This window comes from Lachnospira rogosae (ex Hitch et al. 2025) (assembly GCF_040096455.1).
Classification (GTDB): domain Bacteria; phylum Bacillota; class Clostridia; order Lachnospirales; family Lachnospiraceae; genus Lachnospira; species Lachnospira rogosae.
The window spans coordinates 219,965-244,054 of the sequence record NZ_JBBMER010000004.1; the positions used below are offsets into that span (position 1 = coordinate 219,965).

Sequence of the window (24,090 nt, forward strand, 5' to 3'; positions counted from 1 at the left end):
GTACTCTATAAGTGAAAGCTTTCAAAAAGAAATAATTAAGGACGATTTAATAAAGTGTGCAGCGAAGAAAAAATAATTGATTTAATAGCAAACAGAGATGAATCTGGAATGCGTGAATTAATGGAGCGGTATCAAAGACCATTAATGAAGCTTGCAATGAATATGCTTGACAGTGAGGAAGATGCGAGAGAATGTGTTAATGATACGTTTTATGAAGTATGGAAATCAGTTCCAGATAACAGACCGCAATATTTGTTTGCATATTCAGCTACTATATGCAGACATATAATCTGCAAGAGAATAGACTATGACAATGCATTAAAAAGAAGCTCTAATGTTATAGAACTTACAGCCGAGATGGAACAGTGTATCGGCAAGCCTGATAAAGCACTTGAGGGTGATGAACATATGGTAGGAGAATTGATTAATACATTTCTTAAAACATTGGATACTGATAAGAGAAATATATTTATCAAAAGATACTGGTATTCACAACCTGTTAAAGTTATATCAAAAGAACTTGGAAAGAGCGAAAGTTCAGTTAAGGTTGCACTGCACAGATTAAGGAAAGATTTAAAGAAGTTTTTGGAAAGTGAGGGCGTTTTGGTATGAATGGTGAGAAATTATTTAAGTCAATGAACAATATTAATCAGGAGTGGATTGAGCAGGCAAAGCCAGCTAATAAGCCTGTCATAATGAGAACCAGATCAAAAATATATAGAAATATAGCAGCAGCGGCAGCCGCAGTGATTGCAATCTCGGGATTAACTTACACTGGTGTATACGCGTACCAGAAGTATCTTGTCCCAAAGAGTAATGTCAATTTTGAATCTCATATAAGCGGGGATAGTTCGGTTAATGTCTATAATACAGGTAATGTTACATCTACAGAAGAATCTAATGTTGACGTGGAATGGGGAAAATATGTTGCTAATGGTGGAAGATTTTATATTGAACTGACTATAAAGTCAAAAGACGGAAGTCCGATTATACCTAATGATGATACCTTAAGTCCAATAATTGGTACATTTGATTTTGCAGATACTGTAATAAAAATAAGTGATGAAACAGACCAGTTCAAATCAACAGGTACATTATACCATCTTAATTATAATGGTATGTCAGATGATGGTTCAGAAATATATGCAGAATTAATATATGTTAATGCTGATTCAAGAGATATTGTTAATCATAACATTTCGATTGATGTTAAGGATCTTAAGTGTACGTACAGAAATGGTGAAGATAATAAAACAAGAGAAACCAGAACCTTAGCAACAGGGGAGTGGTCTTTTGAAACAGTTCTTAAGAGTAGCAGCACAGGTGTGCTTAGTACAACTCCTAATATATCGGTTACATCATCTTGTAATGCAGACCAGACTATCAATATAGATACACTTAAATGTGATGGATTCGTACTTGATATATATGGAACAGGAAATGCAGACTTTAAGTGGTTTGGCATGAGTGGTAAATATGCACCTGTAGTACATCTTAAAGATGGCACAGTTGTTAGTATTGACAACAAAACTTCTGATTTAAGTGCCAAAGCAGGTATTATGCATATATCATTTGCATTAAAACAGGTTATCAGTGTTGATAATATTGCATCTATTGAGTGGCATGGTGTAACAATATATTCAGCAGAATAATAAACTATAATTAATAACTACAGCTCCTAAAATGTAAAATAACCTAAAATAAACCCTTCAAAAGTAAGACACTGTTTCTGACTTTTGGAGGGTTTTAAATGTTTGTTAATTAAATAGCAATCTGTTATGAATATACAATGTATGTGCTGTAGCGGAATCTTCTTAAACGCTGTTCCATTTTAATAGCATTTAAGAGAATACGGTAAGCACCGACCTGGACTTTATAATAGCCGTCCTCATATATTATAAATGCAGGAAATCCGTCCATTAAAAGTGAATTTAACATTCTGTCGGCATTATCCTTGTTGCGGTATGCGCCAACCTGTACACGGTAAAGTGCTTCATTTTCTGTGTCATAATCATTATTGTCACAAGGACATTGTGGCATAATATTTGAACTACTGACAGGGACAGAAAACACCTCGTTATCAGGTGGGATGGAATTAACCATAGCTGTGCTGTCAATTGAGGCAGAAGCAGCTCTGCCAGAGTTATTCATTTGGCCGTTGCTGCTATTATTGTTGTTACTATTGTTGCTGCTATTATTATTGTTGTCAGTGCGATTGCTTTTATTGGAAGTGGTATTTCCGGGCCTGCCTGATGGTATGCTTTCTAATATTCCGTCTGCGATTGCTTGTGCAATGCTGTCGAATTCTTCATCAAATAGATAATTGTCTTTATCGTTGTTAATAAATCCAGCTTCAACAAGAACGGCTGGCATTTTGGTACGTTTAAGGACAACAAGGTTTTTGCGTTCGTCTACACCAAGATTTTTAAAGCCTGCATCTTCAAGCTGGTTATTAATATTTCTTGCCACCTCAGCCTTTAAACCAGTATCGCTGTATACAAGGGTTTCAACGCCCGAATACTGGTTAGGATTTTCTGAGGAATTGCGGTGTATTGATACGAAAAGGTCGGCACCGGAATTATTCGCATCGGTTGCTTTCTTAAATGGAGTTTCGTATTCGTCAGTAGTTCTTGTGTAATATACATCTATGCCATTTTTTTTAAGTATGTCACCGACAGCTAAAGTAAGGTCGAGAGTGTCATCTTTTTCCTGTCTGCCCTTATATACAGCACCGGGGTCGCTTCCACCGTGTCCGGCATCAAGGGCGATTCTATAATCAGCCATAAATCCTCCTAAAGGAAATATCAGTTTATTTTATTCATAAAATTTCATAAAGATACATATAATAATCAAAAATATAATGAATAATAATAAGAGGAATTAGATTATGGTGTATGTACATACAATGGAAACTCCTGCCGATGCAATAGATAAAGGGAAAATGCGCATTAACGTATATGATAAACAGCAGGGCACACCATTGGCAGATGCAAGGATTTCACTTGCATATACAGGAAATCCTGAAAGAATTATCAATGAGATAACTACTGACTCAGAAGGAGCAGTTAATCTTGATGATCTTCTCACACCGCCGGTGGAGTATAGTATGGAACCAGGTGAGAACCAGCCATTTTCGGAATACACTATTGATGTTAATGCAGATGGTTACGAGGAGATTAATATATCTGGTATTGATGTATTCTCAGGGGAAACAAGTATTCAGAATGTGTATTTGAATGAAGATAACAGGGAGATTCCAGAGAATAATATTGTAATTCCAGTTAATACGCTGTATGGCAGCTATCCTGCCAAGATACCAGAGACCGAGATTAAGCCGGTACGCCAGTCGGGGGAGATTGTGTTAAGCCGCGTTGTAATACCAGAAACAATAGTTGTGCACGATGGCGTTCCTACAGACTCCACAGCACTTGATTATTATGTGAGGTACAAGGATTATATTAAAAATGTAGCGAGCAGTGAAATATATTCGACATGGCCAAGACAGACGTTGGAAGCTAATATTTTAGCGATTATGTCCTTTACCTTAAACAGAGTGTATACAGAGTGGTACAGAAACCAGAATTACAACTTTACGATAACCTCATCAACTGCATTTGACCACAAATGGGTCAACGGACGTAATATATTTGAAAGCATTTCACAGGTTGTGGATGAAATATTTGATAATTATCTGTCAAGACCGAATGTAAAACAGCCGATACTAACACAGTATTGTGATGGAAAGAAATCGAGCTGTCCTGACTGGATGACACAATGGGGAAGTAAATATCTGGGTGATCAGGGATATTCCTCAATAGATATATTAAGATATTATTATGGAGATAATATGTACATTAATACGGCTGAACAGATACAGGGTATTCCGTCATCGTGGCCCGGTGCAGACCTTGATATAGGCTCATCAGGGCAGAAGGTAAGGCAGCTGCAGGAACAGCTTAATCTTATAGGCGATTACTACACAGCAATACCGGCACTGACGGTTGACGGGATATATGGAGAGCGTACAGCGGAGGCAGTAAGGCAGTTTCAGAGAATTAATAATATGCCGCAGACTGGTGTCGTGGATTTCCCAACCTGGTACAGAATATCGGACAGATATGTAAGGCTGTCAGGAATTGCAGAGCTTAATTGAAAATTTCTACAATTATTTTCATAATTATATAAAATATTAGTTGACAGCTATAATTATTAGTGATACACTCTAATAGTTGTTAAACAAAGCAGAGTATCCACTCTCACCTTAGCGCAATCGGGCGACTTGGGTTTATATTTTTAAGAATGTGCATGATAAACAGCAATTAAGATGCATTATGATTAAAAAGTGGATAGTCTGACTATCCACTTTTTTTGATTTTGGAGGTGCACTACTATTAGCGAATTAATGATTAACGAGCAGATCCGTGATAAGGAAGTTCGTGTTATTGGAGAAGAAGGACAGCAGCTTGGAGTTATGTCTCCTAAGGATGCTATGAAACTGGCAAGAGAGGCAGAGGTTGATTTAGTAAAGATTGCCCCATCTGCAAAGCCACCTGTATGTAAGCTTGTGGATTATGGCAAGTATAAGTATGAACTTGTCAGAAAAGAGAAGGAAGCTAAGAAGAAGCAGAGAACAATAGAAGTCAAAGAAGTTCGTTTGTCACCTAACATAGATGTTAATGATTTGAATACTAAGTGTAATTCAGCAAGAAAGTTCATCGAGAAAGGCGATAAAGTAAAGGTATCTTTAAGATTTAGAGGCCGTGAGATGGCACATATCGATTCCAGCAAGCATATATTAGAAGATTTTGCTGAGAAGTTAAGTGATATTGCAGTAGTAGACAAAGCTCCAAAGTTAGAAGGCAGGAGCATGACTATGTTTTTAACTGAAAAACGTTAAAATATTATTTATTCCATATGAGAATTAAATTAGGAGGATTATTATGCCAAAGGTAAAGACAAAAAGAGCAGCTGCAAAGCGTTTTAAAGTAACTGGAACAGGTAAATTAAAGAGAATGAAAGCTTACAAGAGCCATATTCTTACAAAGAAGACTACTAAGAGAAAGAGAAATCTTAGACATGCAGCTATGACAGATGCAACTAATGTAAAGACAATGAAGAAGATTATGCCATATTTATAAGATATGGATGTCTGTGATTGATTATTAGGAGGAAATTAAGAAATGGCAAGAATTAAAGGCGGTATGAACGCAAAGAAGAAGCATAACAGAGTATTAAAGCTCGCTAAGGGTTATAGAGGAGCTAGATCTAAGCAGTACAGAGTTGCTAAGCAGTCTGTAATGAGAGCTCTTACAGAGAGTTACAAGGGTAGAAAGCAGAAGAAGAGACAGTTCAGACAGTTATGGATTGCAAGAATCAATGCTGCAGCAAGAATGAACGGTCTTTCATACAGCAAGTTTATGTATGGTTTAAAGTTAGCTAACATCGACCTTAACAGAAAGGTATTAGCTGAGATGGCTGTAAACGATGCAGAAGGATTTGCTAAGTTAGCAGAAGTAGCTAAGGCTAAGCTTGCTTAATTAAGATTTATATTGGTATTAATACCAGTAATATAAAAGGCAGAAAGCGAATTGATGTGTGCCAGTAATTCGGGAGCATATCAGATTGGGCTTTTTGCCTTTTTTTGTGATAATATTGTGAAACATTTGCATAATGCTGGTTTTAAATGTGATATTGTGGTATAGTTTATAAGTCGGTATTACGGCAATATTTAATGTGGAGACAGGTTATGAGAAAAGTATTAAAGAATAAAGTTGTAAAATATGCTGTTACAGCAGCTATGGTTATGTCAGTTATGATGACAACAGCCTGTAACAGTAAGATAAAGGTAGATTATGGATACAATCCAACTGATTATGTAGAGCTTGGAGATTATAAGGGAATTCAGGCTGAGGTTGATGTAACATCCATAACTAATCAGGTTATAGATGATAAGATTGCAGAACAGCTTGAAAGCGAGACAACATATACAGATGTTGATAGGGAAGCACAGAAAGGCGATAAGGTTACATTTAGTTATTCTGGTACATCAGGCGGACTTTCTGTAGATGATTTTACTGGTTCTGATTATAGTATGACACTTGGTAAGGATGCTTTCCCTGTTGCAGGAACTGGCTTAGATGAAGAATTATGTGGAATGGTTGCAGGACAGACTAAGGTAATAACAATCACACTTCCAGAGAATTCAAAGTATTCTGATTATGCTGGCAAGAGAGTTGTGTTCGAGCTTACAATGAGTTATGTACAGCAGGCTAATGTTCCTATGCTTACAGATGCTTTTGTTAAGAGTGCGTTCAACTGCGAAACAGTTGATTCATATAAGGCACATGTTAAGAATGATGTCAGTGGAACAATAGAAACTAAGATAACAGAAGCTAAGAATGAAGCAATACTTACACAGCTCCTTGACAAATGCAAGGTTACAGGTTATCCAGAGGAATTCCTTGCACAGCAGTCATCAAAGCTTGAGGAATCAATAAGCTTTTACAGCACACTCCAGGGAAAGACTAATGATGAATATTGCCAGAAACTTTATGGCATGACATTTGATGAATTCGTTAAGGCATCAGCAGGACAGCAGCTTGTATATCAGGCAATTGCAGAAAAGGAAGGACTTGCAATCACAGATTATGAATACAAGGATGACCTTGAGCAGTTCGCTAAGGACAGCGGTTATTCAAAGGTAGATACATTTACAGATAAATATGACAAAGAAACTATTGTTAAGTCTATGCTTGTTAAGAAGGCACAGAATTTAGTAATGGATAATGCAGTCATAACAGAGAAGTAGGATATATAAGAATACATTTGTTGAACATACATTATAAATCAGAAATCATATCTGGATAAATATATTTAATGATATACTAATTCAGACAATGGTTTCTGATTTTTTGCTTTTAAAATTATCGAACATTTGTTATACTAAATTATGATATTGTGTATGCACAGTATGTGAAGGTTAAGTTTAGATGTACTGTTGATTTTAGTTAAGTGCATATGTAAGTTAAAGTGGAGATAGTGTGAGTATAATCACACATTGGATTGGAGCGTATATGAATTTAGATGGTTTAAATGACTGCCAGAAAAGAGCGGTTAAAAGGACAGAGGGTCCGCTTCTTATTATAGCGGGAGCAGGTTCTGGAAAGACAAGAGTTCTTACTAACAGGATAGCCTATCTTATAGATGATTGTGGTGTAGCACCATATAATATACTTGCTATTACATTTACTAATAAAGCGGCAAGAGAGATGAGAGAGAGAGTTGATGCCACAGTAGGACAGCAGGCTGGCGAAGTGTGGGTAAGCACATTCCACTCGACCTGTGTGCGGATTCTCAGACGTTATATAGATAGAATTGGTTATTCCAATACATTTACAATATATGATACAGATGACGTCAAGAGTGTTATAAAGGATATATGTAAGAAGTTCAATATAGATACGAAGATGCTCAAGGAAAAGACCATTATGAATGCGATATCGCACGCTAAAGATGAGCTTATGAGCCCGGACCAGATGGAGCTTGAGGCTGGCGGCGACTACAACGGCAAGAGAATTGCCAATGTATATAGGGAGTATCAGAAGACATTAAAGCTTAATAATGCACTTGATTTTGATGATTTAATATACAAGACTGTAGAATTATTGGAAAATGATGCTGAAGTACTTAATTATTATCAGGAACGATTTAAGTATATTATGGTTGATGAGTATCAGGATACTAATACATCGCAGTTTAAGCTTATATCAATGCTTGCTGCCAAATATGGCAATCTCTGCGTGGTTGGGGATGATGATCAGTCAATATACAAGTTCAGGGGTGCCAATATTACCAATATATTGAATTTTGAGAATACATTTGCAGGAACTAAAGTAATAAAGCTTGAGCAGAATTACCGTTCAACACAGACAATTCTTAATGCAGCCAATGCGGTAATAAGCAATAATATAGGAAGAAAAGCAAAGAGTCTGTGGACAGAGAATGGCGAGGGTGAAAAGGTTAATTATACACTTTATGAAAATGGATATGATGAGGCACAGGGTGTTGTTGACAGCATAAGTTCTATGGTAAGGGACGGCTGGAATTACAACGATATTGCCATATTATACAGGACTAATGCACAGTCTAGAGCGTTGGAAGAAAAGCTTATGTTAAAGAATATACCATACCGTATATATGGCGGAATAAGCTTTTATCAGCGTAAGGAAATAAAAGATATACTTGCATATTTAAAGACTATAGATAATGGTATGGACGGACAGGCAGTAAAGCGTATTATCAATGTTCCAAAGCGTGGAATTGGTGCGACAACCATTGAACGAGTTCAGGAATATGCAAACCAGAATGACATAACATTCTGGCAGGCTCTGTGCGATGCTGAGCATATCGATACGATAAAACGAGGTGTTGGAAAGTTAGAGCCATTTGTTACACTTATAGGTTCACTTAAGGCAAAGCAGGAATTTATGAGCATAAAAGAACTTGCAGAAACCGTTATAAGCGACACGAGATATATAGAATGTCTTGCAGAGAGCGAAACAGCAGAAGAAATAGAAGCAAGACAGGAAAATATAGATGAATTGATTAACAAAATAGTAAGCTATGAGGAGAATTGCCGACAGAATGAAGAAACTCCTACATTAAGTGGTTTCCTTGAAGAAGTTGCACTCATAGCAGATATTGATAATCTTAATGAGTCAGATAAGCAGGTAATGCTTATGACATTACATAGTGCCAAAGGTCTTGAATTCCCTATTGTGTATATGACAGGAATGGAAGATGGCCTTTTTCCAAGTTATATGACAATAGTGTCAGATGACCCTGCAGAGATAGAGGAAGAAAGACGACTTTGCTATGTAGGAATAACAAGAGCAGAGAAGATACTTAACTTAAGCAGTGCGAAGATGCGTATGGTACGCGGTGAAACACAGATGAATAAAGTATCACGCTTTATTAAAGAAATTCCCGAAGAATATATGCACATAGAAAATAATAGTTCAGGATATAATAAAGGTAAGATTGCATATGGAGGAAAAGATGACTCAGAGGAAACACCTTCGTATAATATCAGAGCCAATGCCAAAGCCGCTCTTAACAGATACGGCTCAGGCAATGTGAATTATAAAGAACCAAAACGTGTATCAATCGGCGGCTCAACCTCGGCAGGATACAGGTCTTCTGTGAGAAAGACGAATACTAAGGTTGGTTTTGGTAAAGAATTCCCTATGGATATATTTGATTTAAAGAAGTCATCGAAGGCTGCTGGAGCTGGAGACAGTGGAACTGGCAGTAAATTGACAGCAGGTGGAAAATCTGTATCAGGCGGAAGTTATGCAGGTGCTTCATATGGCACAGCGGGTTTGACTGCCTCTGTTGGCAGTGCTGGAGGAACATCTGGACTTGGGTATGGTGTTGGCGATACTGTGGTCCATGCCAAGTTTGGAAAAGGAAAAGTAATTGCAATTGATAATGGCACAAGAGATTATATGGTAACTGTAACATTTGATGAGTATGGTTTAAAGAAAATGCTTGCAGGCTTTGCAAGGCTTAAAAAAGCCTAAATATGGTGACAAATAAAATATGTTGTGATACAATATATTTACTTTAAAAGTGTTTTGAAAGGAGCGGTTGTTATGAATAAGGATAAGATTGAAGAGCTTATTGCGGCAAGCAAGCTCAATGAACTTCTTCACAAGAAAGATGTAGAAGAGAGCAAGAAGAAAAGTAATGTAATTATCATAGTATTAGCAGTTATTGGAGCGGTTGCAGCATTAGCAGCTATCGTATATGCAATCTATAGATACTTCACACCAGATTATCTTGATGATTTTGATGATGATTTTGATGATGACGACTTTGATGAAGACTTTGAAGATGATGATGAATTCGAGAACTAATTATTCTGCCAATTAAAGAATGATTAAGACAAAGACCACTGGCTGGCTTACAGCCAGTGGTTTTTTAGATGTTCGGTGATGTGGGAGGAAGGCTGGTTAGCTGGTGGTTGGTTCGTATAAAAAATTGATAAAGAATAAGGACAGGGTTAGTTTCCTGATTGATTATATAGAAGGATTGGAGATAAAAGATGAAAAAAGGTGGCATATATACAGGTTATGTAGAAAGCGTGGATTTTCCTAATAAGGGAAATGTAATAGTTAAGACAGAGGAAGACGGTCAGACTATAGAGGAAAAGGCTGTTGTAAAGAATTCAATACCGGGACAGACAGTTAAATTTATGGTAAATAAGAAGAAGCATGGCAAATGTGAAGGAAGGCTTCTTGAAGTTGTCTGTCAGGCAGATACAGAAACTAACGAAAGATGTGAGCATTTTGGCAAATGCGGTGGCTGCGTATACCAGACTGTGAAGTACGAAGAACAGTTAAAGATGAAAGAAAATGCAGTGAAGAAGCTTCTTGCTCCTGTTATTAATACAGAATATGAGTGGGAGGGAATAATTGGAAGTCCTGTATCAAGTGAATACCGTAACAAAATGGAATTCTCATTTGGCGATGAGGTAAAAGATGGTCCGATAGCCCTCGGTTTACATAAGAGAAACAGTATGTATGATATAGTAACAGTAACAGGCTGTAAGATTGTGGATAATGATTACAGAAAAATACTCAAGTGTGTATATGATTATGCACTAGAGAAAAATCTCACTTATTACCATAAAATGAAGCACGAAGGGTATCTTAGACATTTGCTTGTAAGAAAAGCTGTAAAGACAGGACAAATCCTTGTGGATATTGTGACAACTACAATTAATGATATCCCTATGGACGAACTTGCAGACAGATTAAAAGCACTGTCACTTGACGGAGAGATAACCGGCTTCCTGCACACCTACAATGACAGTGTTGCCGATGCAGTAATCAATGAAAAGACAGATATAGTATTCGGAAGGGATTATATTGAAGAAGAACTTCTTGGACTTAAATTCAAGATTACAACATTTTCATTCTTCCAGACTAACTCACTTGGTGCAGAAGTCCTGTATTCTAAGGCAAGAGATTATGTCGGAACAACTAAGGACAAGGTTATCTTTGATCTCTATAGTGGAACAGGTACTATAGCACAGATTTTAGCACCTGTTGCAAAAAAAGTTATAGGTGTTGAAATAATACCAGAGGCAGTTAATGCAGCTAAAATAAATGCAGGCATAAATGGTCTTGATAACTGTGAATTCATAGCAGACGATGTACTTAATGCACTTGATAATATTAAGGATAAACCAGATTTTATAGTTCTTGACCCACCAAGAGATGGAATCAATCCTAAGGCACTTAAGAAGATAATTGATTTTGGTGTTGATTCTATGGTGTATATTTCCTGTAAGCCTACAAGTCTTGCAAGGGATCTGGTTATGTTGCAGGAGAGTGGGTATGAGGTAAAAAAAGGGTGTTGTATAGATATGTTTCCAAATACTGGACATGTAGAGACGGTAGTTCTTTTGTCCCAACAAAAGCCAGATGACAGGATTGAGGTTGAGATAGAACTGGATGAGTTAGATTTAACTAGTGCGGACAGTAAGGCGACTTATAAAGAAATACAGGAATATGTGCTGGAGAAGTACGGATTAAAGGTTTCTAATCTGTATATTTCACAAGAAAAAAGAAAATGTGGTATAGAGGTTGGGGTGAATTATAATCTGCCTAAATCGGAGGATAGCAGACAGCCGCAATGTCCGGTGGAGAAGGAAATGGCGATAAAGGATGCACTGAAGCATTTTGGGATGATTTAGAGAGGTGAGCACATGGTATTAAACTATACGGTGTATCAGTATGATAGCAGCAAGAACGCAGTTGTTATGACAGATATGGATGGCAAGGAGCTTGTGATTGACTGTGATAAGACAGAAACGCAGGTTGTGTTTGATGACCCGGAGGATGCAGGAATCCTTGCCAGACTTGCAAGAGAGGAGCCTACAAGTTATGTAAGCTTTGCTATGCGTCCGGGTGGATTGCAGGATTATGTGGATGTTTGGAATGAGTTGAATTGATATAGATATTTCCTAATCGAATTGTTTATTGGGATGAAATTTGAAGCCAATCATAATAAGTACAAGTGAAGGAGCGGACAATATGACTAAGTTTTATGAAGCAGTATTGGATGTACTTAAACAGGATAATAGATTTTTTTCTGAAGAAGGAATTCTCTTGAGAAATGCTGTATACGAGGCAACTATGCAGATGGATGCTCAGCTTATTCGTCTGTTATTGTCTAATGAGGTAACAAAGGAACATTTTTTTAAGGATGTAGATGGTATATCTGTTTTTGATAAAGTGGAGTTTGGATGGGTTGTGAATAACAAAGAGTTTTTGCCGGATAGTTATACACGATTTAAGAATAAAATTGGACTTGCTGATGATAATGGAGATATAATTTCTTCCAAAGGTACTGTTGAATTAGTTTTCCCGTACAAGGATTGTGTACTTGAAGGTGGGCAAACAAAGGATGAGCAAAAACGTAGCGAAATTTTCTATAATGAAACTTTGGCACCTGATGAAGTCGATAGATTATTCTATCCGAAAGTGCTGATAAATGCAAAAAAATATTCATTAACTGGTGTTGAAACGGTTAACACTTTTTCTCCTAATGATAATATGATTATTAAAGGCAATAATTTGATGGCGCTTTCTTCTCTATTGAAAAAGTATGCAGGTCAAGTTAAATGCATTTATATAGATCCGCCATATTTCTTTAGGGAAAATAAAGCAACAGATACATTCAAATATAATTCAAATTTTCATTTGTCAAGTTGGTTAGTATTTATGAAAGATAGACTTTCAATAGCTAAAAAAATTATGAAACCAGGTGGAACTATTTGGATTAGTATTAACGAGGATGGTATGCATTATCTTAAAGTGATGGCAGATGATATTTTTGGTGCGGATCATTTTGTTGGGACTGTTCCTCGTAGAACAAGGAGCGGGAAGTCTGATGTACCATTTAATTTTTCTCAGGATTTTGATTGGATTCTTGTATATACTAATGTATCAGATAATGAAAAGATTGTTGGCAGAAAAGTAGAAAGAAAATATTATGAAACACCTGATTATCCAGGAAATCCATGGAGACTTGCAGATTTAACTTCACAACAACCTGCAAGTAAGCGCCCCAATTCCTATTTTACGATGATTGATCCTAAAACAGGAAAAGAATATCCGGCAAGCGAGAAAAGAACCTGGGCAGTTACAAAAGATACTTTTGAATATTACTATAATCTAGGAGCAATTGTATTTCCAGATGATTATGAATTTTTAAATATATCTAAACCATATGCAAGGAAATTCAAATCTGATGATAATAGTGGAAAATTGAGTGCTGTAATTTCAGACGTTTTAATTCAAGATTTTCTTAAGGAACTTCTTTGTGATTGTAAAAATATGGATGGCAACTCACAGATAGATGACCTATTCGGACGAGATGAATTTGATTATGCTAAGCCTGAGAATCTTATTAAAAATATTTTGGAGGTTTCTACAGAAGAAGGAGATTTAGTAATGGATTTCTTTTTGGGTTCTGGTACGACCTGTGCTGTTGCTCATAAAATGAACCGTCGCTATATTGGTGTAGATCAGATGGATTATATAGAACGCTTAGCGGTTGAACGAATTAAAAAGGTTATTGATGGAGAGAATGGAGGAATATCTGCAGATGTAGATTGGCAAGGTGGAGGTTCTTTTATATATTGTGAGCTCGCAAAAGCTAATCAAAATTTCGTGGATGAAATTCAAACTGCTACAACTATTGATGAAATTAAAGATATATATGATCGTATCATAGCAACAGGATTTATTAGCAGTAAGGTAAATCCGAAAGACATTGATGCAAATGTAGATGATTTTTATTCTTTATCTATTGATGACCAGAAGCGTTTCCTTATGGAATTACTTGATAAAAATTTGTTGTATGTAAATTACTGTGATATAGACGATGAAGAATACGGTATCAGCGAAGATGATAAGGCATTTACAAGAAGCTTCTATGGGGAGGTGTGATCTATGGCATTTCTGTATACAAAAATGGATGATTTACGTGAATATGGATATATTTCTGAGATGCCATCATACATTCCGAACAACTTAAATCCAGCTTTTGAATTGCGTCCATATCAGATTGCAGCATTCGAGAATTTTATTACACATTTTGAAAGCCCTAAATGTCCACGTCCAACGCAGGTGCTATTTCATATGGCAACAGGAAGTGGAAAGACTTTGATTATGGCTGGACTTATGCTTTACCTATATAAAAAAGGCTACAGAAATTTTCTGTTCTTTGTAAACTTGTCAACTATAGTAAAGAAGACAGAAGACAATTTCCTAAATGCTGCATCAAGTAAATATTTATTTGCAGATGAGATTGTGTTAGAGGGAGAACGTATACCGATAAAGAAAGTTAATAATTTTCAATCAACAGATCCAGATGCTATTAATATTTGTTTTTCTACAACTCAAGGTTTGCATACGGATATGTGGTTTACTAAAGAAAATGGCATCTCTTTTGATGATTTTGATGATGTCAAAACTGTGCTTATTTCTGATGAAGCTCATCATTTAAATGTAACAACAAAGAGACCTAGTCAAGAAGAAAAAGAAAACTATCATTCTTGGGAACAGACAGTTAAGAGTATTTTTGGCAGAAATAACGAGAATGTTCTGTTAGAGTTTACTGCTACTTGTGATCTTGCTAATCCTCAGATTCGTGCAGAGTACGAAAATAAAATTATATTTGATTACCCATTACATAAATTCCGTGCGGATCTTTATTCAAAAGAGATTAAAACGCTTCGTTCGGATATGGATATTATGGACAGGGCTATTCAGGCTTTGGTGTTGAGCCAGTATAGATTAAAAGTTTTTCAGGACAATCATTTATCCATCAAACCAGTTGTGTTATTTAAGTCTGCCAAAATTGCAGACAGCAAAGCGTTTATGGCAGCTTTTATAGAGGCTGTGAAAAAGCTTAATGGTTCTACAATAGAGAGAATTTCTGCATTAATTGATAATCCAACAATGCACCAAGCATATGATTATTTTTCAGCTTCGGGAATTACTTTTGATATGCTTGCACAGGAACTTCGCGAGGATTTTTCAGAAGAACATTGTGTATCCGTTAATGATGATAAAGAAGCGGATATGAAACAAATTTTGCTCAATTCTTTGGAAGATGCTTCAAATCCATATAGAGCAATTTTTGAAGTAAAGAAACTGGATGAAGGTTGGGATGTATTAAATCTTTTTGATATAGTGCGTTTGTATGAAACAAGACAGTCAGGTGGTAAATCAATATCTTCTGCAACTGTGTCAGAAGCGCAACTTATAGGGCGTGGTGCTAGATATTGTCCGTTTAAAATAAATGATGAACAGACAAAGTTTCAACGCAAATATGATAATGATGTGGAAAATGAGCTTCGTATTTGTGAGGAGTTGTATTACCATTGTCAAAATGATAGTAGATATATAGGTGAACTACATAATGCACTACGTGAAATAGGTATTGAACCAGATAAAACAATTACAAAGCATTATATTTTGAAGGATGATTTTAAACAGGATGATCTTTATAAAACAGGTTTAATATTTTTGAATGATCGAGTAGTTAAGAGTCGTTCTGAAGTTAAAGAATTACTTCCGTCGATAAGGGATAAAATCTATTCTGTGACGTTAGCAACAGGGCAATCTGGTGAGGATATTATTCTTGATAATGAACAGAGTGTTGCGGTTGATGGTAAGACAAAAACAAAGTTATATACCACTACAATTGGAAAAATTGCAAATATAAATTATGCTATTGTAAATAAGGCGCTTGCGAAAATTCCGGTGTATAAATTTAATACTTTAAAAAGTAGATTTCCAAATTTAAAGTCGACAAGAGAATTTATAACAAGTGGTAGCTATCTAGGAAATATAAAAATTGATATTCGTAGCAAATATGATGTGCCATTGGTGACTATTCTATCAACGGTTGTTACAAGTGTACTCACAAAGATAGCGGCATCTATTTCTACAATTGAGGAAGAATACGAGGGTACTAAGGATTTCCGTGCAGTTAATATACATGATGTTTTCCGGGATAAAGCTGTAAATTATACTAATATTGTGGATGGTGGAATTGGAGTGTCTCAAAATGATGATACCGTGCCGGATACAATGCGTATCGACTTAAAAGGAGAAGATTGGTTTGCATTTACAGATAATTATGGAACATCTGAAGAAAAAGCATTTGTATCTTATTTTCGTGATCATGTAGATGAATTGAAATCTATTTATAGTAAAGTTTATTTAGTGCGTAATGAAAGACAGATGCACATCTATTCATTTGATGGTGGTGAAAGATTTGAGCCTGATTATGTGTTGTTTTTACAGAAGGATAATGCAGACGGATTTGAACAAATGCAAGTGTTCATTGAGCCAAAGGGCACACATCTGTTGGAATCAGATGGTTGGAAGGAAGATTTTCTTCTGCAATTGAAAGAAAATGCAATTCCAATAAAAACATTTGTTGATGATAATAATTATCATATATGGGGCTTTCACTTCTTTAATAGAGATGTGAGAGGAGCTGAATTTAGTGCTGATTTTGAGATGCTACAAAAACCGGAAGATCATTTAAAAGTATTAAATGCTTATGCTAAAGGAATAGTCAATTCAAATTAGTAAAGTTATTTCATATGTGAGTCAAAAAGTGCAGCACCTTTCCGAAAAGGTGAGTCAAAAAGTTGCGTACCTTTTCAAAAGGTGCTCCAAAAAGTGACGCACCTATATAAATATCAGGGGGGGGGTTAGGGGATTTCTTCCCTAACTAGATGCATTTTGAGATGGATATCCAAAATGCGTATCTAGCAAAAGCCACCTAGAGATTTTTTTACAACATCAAAAAATATGCTGTTTTAAGTAAGATATTTGGGAAAAGGTGAGTGTGTCAAGATTTCTGACATTGACTGAGGTAGTGTATCGATAAACGAATGAAAATTTGATAATTAACAGCGGAAGTTTTTTCTCTTTTGAAACCTTGTTATTTTATCCGTGAAGATGTATATTAGGGATAGGAATAACATACCACCCAGTGCGGATGTATTTGATACAGATGGTGGTATTGCGGTATGTGAAGGGAAGGAGGAAAGCTTTGAATAAGGAATTTGAACGCTACTGCACATTCCTGGCTGAGATGATGGAGAAGTACGGAGTACAGGTTATGCGAGACATAGCTACAGCAATCCAGTTTGATCCGGAGACTTGGGAATTTGATGCAGAAGGAAAACGACTACGGTGCGAAGCTTATGCAAGACGATTTATGAAGCAGTATTTAAGGGCAGCATAAGAAACATCGGCATCCTGCGAGAGTGGAATGTGATACATAGAAAGAGCGTTCAAGTTAATAACGAAATTTAAGATTTAAAATAATAATATGATATCAAATAATGTATAATCACTTAATTTGTACAAGGTGCAGGTTAGGTGATTTTTTAATATCAAGGCACAAATACACAACAAAATGAGAAAAAACCTCATTTGCGTGTTGAATTTTAAGAAAAACTGTATATAATAGAAAATAGAAAAGAAGGCGAGGTAGCAATCATGTTAATACAATTTAATTTTAAAAATTTTAAATCTTTCAGAGAAGAGGCTACTTTGGATTTGTCTGCGGCGAAGATGACTGAGTTTTCAGACAGAGTGGTGACTGTTGGCAGTGAGAAGATTTTGCCGGTTGCTGCCATCTATGGTGCAAATGCAAGCGGAAAGTCTAACATATACAATGCTTTTGAATATATGTCTGATTATGTTGCAGATTCTTTTAAGTACGGAGATGAGGAAGAAAAGTTTGAAGAGTTCAGACCGACTCCGTTCTTGTTTGATTCCACATCTGCTGATGCAGAATCCAGCTTTGAGATTTATTTCACATTACCAGGAGATAAGTCGGAGAGAACATATAACTATGGTTTCTGTATCAATAAGGAAGGTGTAACGGAAGAGTGGCTTAATTCCAAGGCGAAGACTGCCAGAAAGTACAGTACAGTATTTTATCGTGGAACTACGGACGAGGAGCTTGATTTATCAGGATTTCCTAAGAGTAGCAGGGATAATATTCAGGTAGCACTGGAAAAGCAGGTACTTATTGTCTCTTTGGGAGCGAAGTTGAAGGTTAATAAGTGTAAGGCGATTAGGGATTGGTTCATTGCAAATGAGTTTGCTGATTTTGGTGATCCTTTTACTAATTTCTTTATGTCACGCAGATTGCCTAAGGGATTTGTGGAAGATAAGAATGTTCAGCAGAAGGTGGTGGAATATTTTGCATCTTTTGATGAGCATATCAAAGATTTCAGAATTGAAAAGGTTCCACAGGAGGGAGAATCTAAGGAAGAAAGATACAAGATTAACGCACTCCATAAGAAGATTGATTCTGATGAAATGGCTGAAATTCCTTTGGGAATGGAGTCTGCTGGAACTTTAAAGATGTTTGCATTATATCCGGAATTGCAGGAAGTATTAGAGAAGGGAAGTGTATTCTTCATTGATGAATTAAATGCTCGTCTGCATCCGTTGCTCGTAAGGAATTTCCTACTAACATTTTTGAATCCGGAAATCAATACAAATCATGCTCAGCTTGTATTTACAACTCATGATACATGGCAGTTGTCTAATCAGTTGTTGCGTCGTGATGAAATCTGGTTTGTAGAAAAGGATGATCGAGGAGTTTCTACACTTTATTCATTGGCTGATTTTGTGGATGAAGATGGCTCCCGTATCCGCAAGGATGAAAGCTATGAGAAGAATTACCTGATTGGAAAGTATGGGGCGATTCCTACCTTAAAGAGCATTGATATATTTAAGGAGGAATAAGTATGGCGAAAAAGGACAGAACGGGTAATAGAAAAACACGAGAGCAGAGAAAACAATTTAAGGCGCCAGAATTAGGCTACTACTTGATTGTTACGGATACAGAAGCTACAGAGCGTTGTTTTTTCACTGGACTTCATCAGACATTGCCGGAAGATGTGAGAAACAAGCTTGTAATAAAGGTGGTAGAGACAAAGACTCGTGCCATGATTGATAAATGTCTGGAACTCACTGCTTACGATGCGCAATATCGTATTCCTTGGATTGTGTTTGATAGAGACCAAGTGCAAGGATTTGATGAGATTATAAAAGAGGCAGAGGATAAAGGAATACAAGTGGGCTGGTCAAATCCGTGTTTTGAGATATGGATGTATGCTTACTTTGGTTCCATGCCGGCAATCCAAGACTCATGGACTTGTTGTTCGGAATTTGGACGAGTATATAAAACCAAGACCGGACAGAAGTATTCCAAGGCTGATGAGCAGATGTATGGAAAACTCTGCAAAGCTGGTGATGAGAAAAAAGCAATTCAGATAGCACAGCAAAAATTGGAGCAGTGTAAACGAGAAGGTAAAACAAAGCCATCAGAGATGTGTCCGTGTACCACGGTGCATGAATTGGTGGAAGAGATTAAGGGAAAAGTAAGATAGTATTTTAATAAACAAATTGAGTAATGGTTCGGAGGTGCACATATGTTACAAGAAGATGGGATTCCTAAAATATTTATTTCATATGCTTGGGGAAGTAGTGATTTAGTACTTGAATTAGCACAAAGATTAGTGTCACATGGAGTAGATGTTGTTTTGGATAAATGGGATTTAAAAGAAGGACAGGATAAATATGCGTTTATGGAAAGATGTGTAAATGATTCTGAAATTACTAAGGTTCTTATTATCTGTGATAAAGCATATGCTCAAAAAGCTAATGAGCGTACTGGTGGGGTAGGAGATGAAACTGTTATTATTTCTAGTGAGATATATGGAAATACGAAGCAGGAAAAGTTTATTCCAATTATTGCTGAAAGAGATGAGGAAGGACAACCTTATGCCCCTACATATATCAAAACAAGAATATACATTGATTTATCGAACCAAGAAACATATGAGGTTGAATATGAAAAACTTCTTAGAAATATTTATGAGAAGCCACAGTTTGTTAAACCTAAATTAGGTAAAAGACCTGAGTGGATAGATGATGCAAAGACAGATTTTTTTCTGATAAAGGATTTGATACGTCAAATTCGTGGAAGTAATACTGATGCTAAGCGCAGAAGTTGTATATCTAGGTTTCAAACAGAGTATATTGCTACCTTGAAGTTATATTATGAAAAAGGGGCGAATTCAGAACGACAATATGAATTGTTTCTGAATACAAAGATTATAAGGGATATATTTTTAGATTTCGTAGAAGTTATTTCTGAAACAGAGTGCAACTATGCAGAAGTATTAGCAGACTATTTTGAAACGATGTATAACCAATTAACTTGTATTAAAACATTTGAACCTAAAGCGGGTTCTGCTTCGGATGATGACTTGGATGTGTTTAGAAATCTTATGTGGGAGTTATTTATTTGTGTGATAGTTTTTATGCGTCATACAAAAGATTACTCAGCTATAAATACAATGTTAACACACACATATTTTTTGGAGACTAGCATATTTGGAGGGGCTATTAAGCAGAACAATTATACTGCATTTAGACATCATAGTCGTGTAGTTGAAGAACGATATAAACCAAGCACAGATATGAAAAATAAATTTACACTTATGGGAGATACAATATGTAACCAAAGAGAAAAATTGCCAATTTTTACAAGTGAAGCTATAGCTGAAGCGGATTTGTTTTTGTATCAAGTATGTAATGCATATGAACTTGCTGAAGATGAAAATAGTTGGCGTGAATCATACTGGTTTCCTACATGTTATGTATATGCTAAAAACGCTCCGATAGAATGGATGAAAATGAAATCTAGACAGTATTGTCAGAAAATGATGGTATTGTTTGGGGTGAGTAGTCTTGAAGAATTAAAGAGTGTTGTTGGAAAATGCGTATATGACAGAGAGATGAAATATTCCGGAAGCTGGAATGCTGCTCCAGCAATATTAAGCTATGTAAAAGTAGAAGAAATAGGTACATTGAATTAAGTTGTCATAGATAAAGAATAGAAACATACAAAAGCGAAAGGTGGAGATTATGATAGAAAAAATAGGATATGATTTAGTGCTTGCTGTTGTCTCTGCAATTTTAGGAGCACTATTTGGAGTTCTGATTCCTAAATTGTTAAAAGATGAAAAGAAAACAACTGACATTCAAGTTGATAAACAACTTGTTTTTTCGCAAATCCATATTGAACAAAAACAATACATAATTAATAATTCGGGAAATCAATGTGTAAATTCTAAGGGTACATACAAAAGTGAAAGTTCATATGGAACTGAGATAGTTGTGGTCTTTCTATTGGTAGCTTTATTTTTGATTTATTGGTTTTTGAAATACGAAAAAATAATTTGTGCAGTTGTTTTAGTATTGTTTGTTTTTTTAGAAGTGGCTTTTCTGGTGGCTGAATACATAATAACAAGAAGATATAGGATTGATAAATCCATTAAATATATATTGCTGTTTAATATTTTGGCGACAATATGTATCCCCATTTTGGTAAGTTTCATAAAAATGCCAATTATGGGTCCGGATTTTGATAAAGAAGCAATGCTTAATAAAATGCAAGAGGAAGGAATATTTACCGCTTTGTTTGATGTAGAAGTATTTGGTTTTTTGTTATATCAAGCAATGGGAGTAATCATTTTAATAGTTTTTATGATATTTACTTTAGTAGGAATGATACATGTTTTATCTATGATTAATTTAGTGTTAAAAAATCGTTTTGGTAAGATGTGGGAGTGGTTTTACATAAAAACAATGGGATTATGCAAGAGTGTAAAGTTTTATATATCATTTGGATTGCTTTTGCTAGTATTAAGTTTTTTGTGTATCTCAGGTGTATTGTCTGCATTAATTATTAGATTATAGGTTATAAAATTGGCAGACATCTGCACTGTCGATTTTTTCTTGAAATAAAGTTGGAACAAATATATAATTGTGTTGGGATAGAAAGATAGGAGGTGTAGAGTGTTGGATGAATATATAGAAGGTGCGAAAGATATTGTGCAATGGATGGCAGACAATGCGGCTTTGTTATCAGTTGCTGCTACTTTACTGCTCTTTTTTCTTAGCAAGAAAAAAGAAAATGGATTGAAAATATATGAAACAAAAAAATCAGAGTATATGAAATTGATTGGTCTATTCGAAAAACTTTTTAGTGGTGTAAAAGACAAGAAAGATATTGCAAAGTCTATGAGCCAAAAAGAATTTTACAATGTTGGTTCTTCATTGGCTATTTTTGGTTCGAAAAAATTATATAAAACTTATTGTTTATACAGGGAGCTTGCTGTTAATGAAAATTGGCAGAAGGTTAAGTATTATGATAAGGATATGTTGATATTTTTATGGGGAGAAATGTATCAAATCATGAGAAAAGAGATTGGTCTGAATACAGCTACACAATATGTTGACGTTCCCGATATAATGTTTTTTATCTTAAATGATATTACAAAACCAGAGTATAGAAAGAAGTATTATCAATTTAAATATAGAAAAATGGTATTTAAAATTTTGATTTTTGCAGCAAAGATAGATGAAGATTTGCCTACAGTGTGGCTGTGGAATTGTATTATAAAGCCGCCAATATTTGTTATTTATTCAATCATACATATGTGTATCAAAAAGGTAATTGTGAATCCTGTGAGATTTGTTATCAGAAAAATAAGGAAAAAGCCAATTGAATTGGAAGAAGGTAATGAACTATGAAAAACAACAAAAATGCTACGTCTACACCCGTGTATCCACCTCCATGCAGGTAGATGGTTACAGTTTAGATGCACAAAAAGATAAATTACATAAATATGCCGACTATCAAGACATGATAATTGCCGGAGAATATTCCGACGAGGGCAAGTCCGGAAAAAGTGTGGAAGGCAGACCTTAGTTTCAACAGATGCTTGCTGACATTGAAATCGGTAAAGATAATGTCGATTTCGTCCTTGTGTTCAAATTATCCCGCTTCGGTCGTAACGCAGCTGATGTATTATCTTCCTTGCAAAGAATGCAGGATTTTGGTGTCAATATCATAAAAATATTTTGATGTTTATTGAAAATTTGAGAATGAAACTTGGATTAAACGATGAATACGATATCCAGTGTGGATACGAGGCAGGATGTCTGGGCTACTCGCTCTATAATCAACTGACAGCCGCGGGAGTCAAATGTGTGATACTTGCACCAACTACTATGCTTACACCGCAAGGTGTGAGAATTAAGACAGATATGCGTGATGCATATATGATTGCCCAGTGTTTGTCATACGGTGGTTATCATGCTGTTTATATTCCGACTGAGGCTGATGATTCGGTAAAAGAATATCTTCGCATGAGAAATGATCATAAACTTGCCTTAAAGAAAATCAAGCAGCAGATCAACGCATTCTGCATCAGACATGGATTTTGCTATGATGGGACAAAATGGACTCTGGCACATCTGAATTGGCTGAAGAAACTAGAAATCACAAATGAACTATATCGAGAAACACTTGACGAATACATGGCATCATACGAAGAACAGGAAGCCAAGATTGAGAGATATGATAAGCGGATCGAGGAAATCGCGGAGCAGACAAAGTATTACGACAAAGTCAAAAAACTGAAATGTTTTCTTGGAATCAAGACGCATACAGCATTGTCATTGATTGTTGAAAACGGAGATTTTGAAAGATTTGCAAAAGGGAACCAGTATGCATCGTATCTTGGACTTGCTCCTGGAGAAAACTCAAGCTCAGACAGCATACACCGCCTTGGAATAACCAAAGCAGGAAACAGTCATTTGGGATAGCTTCTGATAGAGGCATCTGGCGGAATCTGCAAGGGTGCTGTGGGGCACAAATCAAAAGAATTAAGAGCAAGGCAGAATGGTAATACAGCAGAGGTAATTGCGTATGCTGATAAGGCGAATACGAGATTGCGGAGCAGATACTATAAATTCATACGACATGGAAAGAAAAGAAATGTGGCAGTGGCTGCAATAGCAAGAGAACTGGCATGTTTTGTATGGGGCATGATGACAGATAATATCGAAATGAAAGCAGCGTAGAGATGTATCATAGTCATCTGCCAGTCAAGGG

At 35.9% G+C, this 24,090-nt stretch carries 22 protein-coding genes and 1 pseudogene; 22 read left to right on the top strand and 1 reads right to left on the bottom strand.

Annotated features, from left to right (window positions below; all coding sequences use genetic code 11):
- The first annotated feature begins 54 nt into the window (after positions 1 to 54).
- Positions 55 to 612, top strand: coding sequence for an RNA polymerase sigma factor (locus tag WMO14_RS07145; protein WP_090140070.1), 558 nt, complete (start codon positions 55 to 57; stop codon positions 610 to 612).
- A complete protein-coding gene (locus WMO14_RS07150; protein WP_055176189.1) occupies positions 609 to 1,652 on the top strand; it encodes a hypothetical protein in 1,044 nt (347 codons plus the stop codon). Before WMO14_RS07145 ends, WMO14_RS07150 begins: the two co-directional genes overlap by 4 nt.
- Before the next feature lie 124 nt (positions 1,653 to 1,776).
- On the opposite strand, the gene WMO14_RS12935 is transcribed toward WMO14_RS07150, so the two are convergent.
- Positions 1,777 to 2,784 (bottom strand): N-acetylmuramoyl-L-alanine amidase, encoded by a 1,008-nt coding sequence (locus WMO14_RS12935; protein WP_116443884.1) that lies wholly within the window; start codon positions 2,782 to 2,784, stop codon positions 1,777 to 1,779.
- 103 nt (positions 2,785 to 2,887) lie between these two features.
- On the opposite strand from WMO14_RS12935, the gene WMO14_RS07165 reads away from it, so the two are divergent.
- The 20 genes and pseudogenes from WMO14_RS07165 to WMO14_RS07260 all read left to right on the top strand — a co-directional run bounded on the left by WMO14_RS07165 (position 2,888) and on the right by WMO14_RS07260 (position 24,059).
- Positions 2,888 to 4,153 carry a peptidoglycan-binding protein gene (locus WMO14_RS07165; RefSeq protein WP_242858642.1) on the top strand — a complete coding sequence of 422 codons (1,266 nt, stop codon included), beginning with the start codon at positions 2,888 to 2,890 and terminating at the stop codon, positions 4,151 to 4,153.
- Between the two features lie 249 nt (positions 4,154 to 4,402).
- Positions 4,403 to 4,897: a translation initiation factor IF-3 gene (infC, locus tag WMO14_RS07170; RefSeq protein ID WP_055176183.1), complete on the top strand. Its 495-nt coding sequence runs from the start codon at positions 4,403 to 4,405 to the stop codon at positions 4,895 to 4,897.
- 43 nt (positions 4,898 to 4,940) lie between these two features.
- Positions 4,941 to 5,138 carry a 50S ribosomal protein L35 gene (gene rpmI / locus WMO14_RS07175; RefSeq protein ID WP_021867234.1) on the top strand — a complete coding sequence of 66 codons (198 nt, stop codon included), beginning with the start codon at positions 4,941 to 4,943 and terminating at the stop codon, positions 5,136 to 5,138.
- Between the two features lie 42 nt (positions 5,139 to 5,180).
- Entirely contained in the window at positions 5,181 to 5,537 is a 357-nt protein-coding gene (gene rplT, locus WMO14_RS07180; protein WP_022502285.1) for a 50S ribosomal protein L20, read from the top strand.
- Positions 5,538 to 5,746: 209 nt separating this feature from the next.
- On the top strand, positions 5,747 to 6,808 hold the full coding sequence (locus WMO14_RS07185) for an FKBP-type peptidyl-prolyl cis-trans isomerase (RefSeq protein ID WP_055306728.1): 1,062 nt from the start codon (positions 5,747 to 5,749) through the stop codon (positions 6,806 to 6,808).
- Positions 6,809 to 7,073: 265 nt separating this feature from the next.
- Complete coding sequence (locus WMO14_RS07190; RefSeq protein WP_349153566.1) at positions 7,074 to 9,581, top strand: ATP-dependent helicase; 2,508 nt, start codon at positions 7,074 to 7,076, stop codon at positions 9,579 to 9,581.
- A gap of 72 nt (positions 9,582 to 9,653) precedes the next feature.
- Positions 9,654 to 9,917: a hypothetical protein gene (locus tag WMO14_RS07195; protein ID WP_022502282.1), complete on the top strand. Its 264-nt coding sequence runs from the start codon at positions 9,654 to 9,656 to the stop codon at positions 9,915 to 9,917.
- 188 nt (positions 9,918 to 10,105) lie between these two features.
- Positions 10,106 to 11,761 (top strand): 23S rRNA (uracil(1939)-C(5))-methyltransferase RlmD, encoded by a 1,656-nt coding sequence (gene rlmD / locus WMO14_RS07200; protein ID WP_349153567.1) that lies wholly within the window; start codon positions 10,106 to 10,108, stop codon positions 11,759 to 11,761.
- Between the two features lie 12 nt (positions 11,762 to 11,773).
- Positions 11,774 to 12,019, top strand: coding sequence for a hypothetical protein (locus WMO14_RS07205; protein WP_349153568.1), 246 nt, complete (start codon positions 11,774 to 11,776; stop codon positions 12,017 to 12,019).
- An 82-nt stretch (positions 12,020 to 12,101) separates the two neighbouring features.
- Positions 12,102 to 14,021, top strand: a complete 1,920-nt coding sequence (locus WMO14_RS07210) for a DNA methyltransferase (RefSeq protein ID WP_349153569.1) — start codon at positions 12,102 to 12,104, stop codon at positions 14,019 to 14,021.
- Between the two features lie 3 nt (positions 14,022 to 14,024).
- Complete coding sequence (locus WMO14_RS07215) at positions 14,025 to 16,679, top strand: DEAD/DEAH box helicase family protein (RefSeq protein WP_349153570.1); 2,655 nt, start codon at positions 14,025 to 14,027, stop codon at positions 16,677 to 16,679.
- A 469-nt stretch (positions 16,680 to 17,148) separates the two neighbouring features.
- Positions 17,149 to 17,343 (top strand): hypothetical protein, encoded by a 195-nt coding sequence (locus tag WMO14_RS07220; protein ID WP_349153571.1) that lies wholly within the window; start codon positions 17,149 to 17,151, stop codon positions 17,341 to 17,343.
- Positions 17,344 to 17,600: 257 nt separating this feature from the next.
- A complete protein-coding gene (locus WMO14_RS07225) occupies positions 17,601 to 18,863 on the top strand; it encodes an AAA family ATPase (RefSeq protein ID WP_349153572.1) in 1,263 nt (420 codons plus the stop codon).
- 2 nt (positions 18,864 to 18,865) lie between these two features.
- Positions 18,866 to 19,510, top strand: a complete 645-nt coding sequence (locus tag WMO14_RS07230; RefSeq protein WP_349153573.1) for an RloB family protein — start codon at positions 18,866 to 18,868, stop codon at positions 19,508 to 19,510.
- 42 nt (positions 19,511 to 19,552) lie between these two features.
- The gene (locus tag WMO14_RS07235) at positions 19,553 to 21,004 is read left to right on the top strand and encodes a toll/interleukin-1 receptor domain-containing protein (RefSeq protein ID WP_349153574.1); all 1,452 of its coding nucleotides are present in this window, start codon (positions 19,553 to 19,555) and stop codon (positions 21,002 to 21,004) included.
- A 49-nt stretch (positions 21,005 to 21,053) separates the two neighbouring features.
- The gene (locus WMO14_RS07240; protein WP_349153575.1) at positions 21,054 to 21,887 is read left to right on the top strand and encodes a hypothetical protein; all 834 of its coding nucleotides are present in this window, start codon (positions 21,054 to 21,056) and stop codon (positions 21,885 to 21,887) included.
- A 99-nt stretch (positions 21,888 to 21,986) separates the two neighbouring features.
- Positions 21,987 to 22,724 (top strand): hypothetical protein, encoded by a 738-nt coding sequence (locus tag WMO14_RS07245; protein WP_349153576.1) that lies wholly within the window; start codon positions 21,987 to 21,989, stop codon positions 22,722 to 22,724.
- Positions 22,714 to 23,046 (top strand): annotated as a pseudogene (locus WMO14_RS07250) (recombinase family protein); the annotation flags it as partial. The gene WMO14_RS07245 and the pseudogene WMO14_RS07250, both read left to right, overlap by 11 nt.
- A gap of 32 nt (positions 23,047 to 23,078) precedes the next feature.
- The gene (locus WMO14_RS07255; protein WP_349153577.1) at positions 23,079 to 23,801 is read left to right on the top strand and encodes a transposase; all 723 of its coding nucleotides are present in this window, start codon (positions 23,079 to 23,081) and stop codon (positions 23,799 to 23,801) included.
- A gap of 39 nt (positions 23,802 to 23,840) precedes the next feature.
- The gene (locus tag WMO14_RS07260; protein ID WP_349153578.1) at positions 23,841 to 24,059 is read left to right on the top strand and encodes a hypothetical protein; all 219 of its coding nucleotides are present in this window, start codon (positions 23,841 to 23,843) and stop codon (positions 24,057 to 24,059) included.
- The last annotated feature ends 31 nt before the right edge of the window (positions 24,060 to 24,090 follow it).